The organism is Collinsella aerofaciens, from assembly GCF_040915545.1.
GTDB classification, from domain to species: domain Bacteria; phylum Actinomycetota; class Coriobacteriia; order Coriobacteriales; family Coriobacteriaceae; genus Collinsella; species Collinsella aerofaciens_BE.
The window spans coordinates 1-1,621 of sequence record NZ_JBCPDH010000067.1 but is presented as its reverse complement, the minus strand read 5'-3'; the positions used below and the strand labels follow the sequence as shown (position 1 = coordinate 1,621).

1 protein-coding gene is annotated in these 1,621 nt (G+C 72.5%); it reads right to left on the bottom strand.

The genetic code is table 11. From position 1 onward, the window contains the following. Window positions 1-225: 225 nt before the first annotated feature. A complete protein-coding gene (locus tag AB5202_RS09925) occupies window positions 226-1,488 on the bottom strand; it encodes an IS30 family transposase (protein ID WP_368147523.1) in 1,263 nt (420 codons plus the stop codon). Between the last annotated feature and the right edge of the window lie 133 nt (window positions 1,489-1,621).

The following is a 1,621-nucleotide window of genomic DNA, read 5'->3' as shown; positions in this document are numbered from 1 at the left end:
GGTTGATTTTCAATCTCAACGCAACAGCCTGAACGGACCCCGCGTTTCCGCAGCTAGCGCAACGCGGAAATAGCTCCCGGCACCTGGCCATCACTTCGTTTCCGCAGGTGGAGGGGCTGTGGAGTCCGGTGCCCCCATGCCGCCGCCGCACGCTCCGCCAGCCCGCCGCGCAGCCGTTCCGGACTCAGCGCAACGGGCCCTCCGGCCCATGTCCCGGCCCGCCGCCTATCCCGCCAGCGGCCCCTCGCCCCTCGCGGCCCTGGCCCTTTCGATGCAGCCGGGCGTGAGGTCGAGCTCGCCGGGCGCCAGCTCCTCTATCCCGAACGCGTCCATGAGGGCGGAGGCGTCCTCCCCGAGGGCCATCCGCAGCACGCGCGCCGGCGTCAGGAACCCGAGCGCCCCCCTCGGCTCGGAGTTCACCTGCGACATGAGCAGCGCGCAGTCCGCCGCCGTCAGCCGGTCGAACCTGGCCCCGGCGCCCTTGGGCAGCAGCTTCCTGATCTCCACGTGGTTCTTCTCGCACGCGCCCTTCTGCTGGCTCTGCCGGGGGTCGCAGTAGAAGAGCCTGGTCTCGCCGTCCCGCTCGCCGAGCAGCGCCGCGACGGCGCCCTCGTCGGCGAACTCGCTCCCGTTGTCGGTGAGCACGGCGCCGAAGGCGCGCCTCGCGCCGTCCTCGCCGAGGACCCCGCGCAGGGAGGAGAGCGCCGCCAGGACCGAGGCGCACGTGCCGTCCGGCAGCGGCAGGGCCAGCTGGAAGCGGCTCGGGCGGTGCAGGAGCGTGAGGAGCCTGGCGGAGTCGCCCCTGGAGCCCTCGACGGTGTCCATCTCCCAGGCCGCGGCGCAGGCGTCCTCGCCGAGCGCGAGGAACGACGCGTGCGACCTGCGCGCCGAGTGGGACGTCGCCCTCTTCGGGGCCCGGCGCGACCTCGGCCTGTAGCCGACCTTGCGCCTGAGCTCCATGTTCGTCATGCCGTCGTAGCCGGCGTCCACCCACCTGTAGACGGTGGAGGCGCTGAGCCCGGGGGTCGTCGCCGCTATCTGCTGCGGGGAGAGCCCGCGCGCGAGCCCGTCCCTGATGGCCGCGAGCTTGGCGGCGGCGCCCTCCTCGGTCTCGTCGATCCCGGACCTGCTCGCCGAGAGCTCGGCGTCGGCCGCCTCCTGCGCCCTCCTGGCGCTGTAGAACACCCTGGGCCTCCTCGAGCAGCCGTAGCCCCTCCTGTGCGAGCAGCCGTTGCAGCACCTCGGCCACGCGGAGAGCCTGGGGCAGGCCCCCGACAGGTCCGCGGGCGCGGGCTCGCCGTAGCGCGAGCGCGGCGCGGTGACGTAGCGGTGCGCCGCCACCTCCCTGGTCACGGTCGAGGGCGACCTGCCGAGCTCCGCGGCGATCTCGCGGGCGCTGCGGTTGCGGTCGAGCATCCTCTCGACCGTGTTCCTCTCGTGCCTCGTGAGCCTCCCGTACGACCTTCCGGACGGCTTGGGTCTGGACATGCCGGCCTCCCTCCATCGCGGGCCGGGGGATTCCGGCCCCTCTGGGGTTGCCTACCCGGATTCGCGCCTCAGGACTCAGCGCAACGCGTTGCGCTGAGTCCTGAGGCTGTTGCAATGAAAATGAGAATCAAGG

What these genes read in the sequence shown, in the direction of transcription:
- AB5202_RS09925 (WP_368147523.1), bottom strand. Translation starts at nt 1,488, where the DNA reads ATGTCCAGACCCAAGCCGTCCGGAAGGTCGTACGGGAGGCTCACGAGG.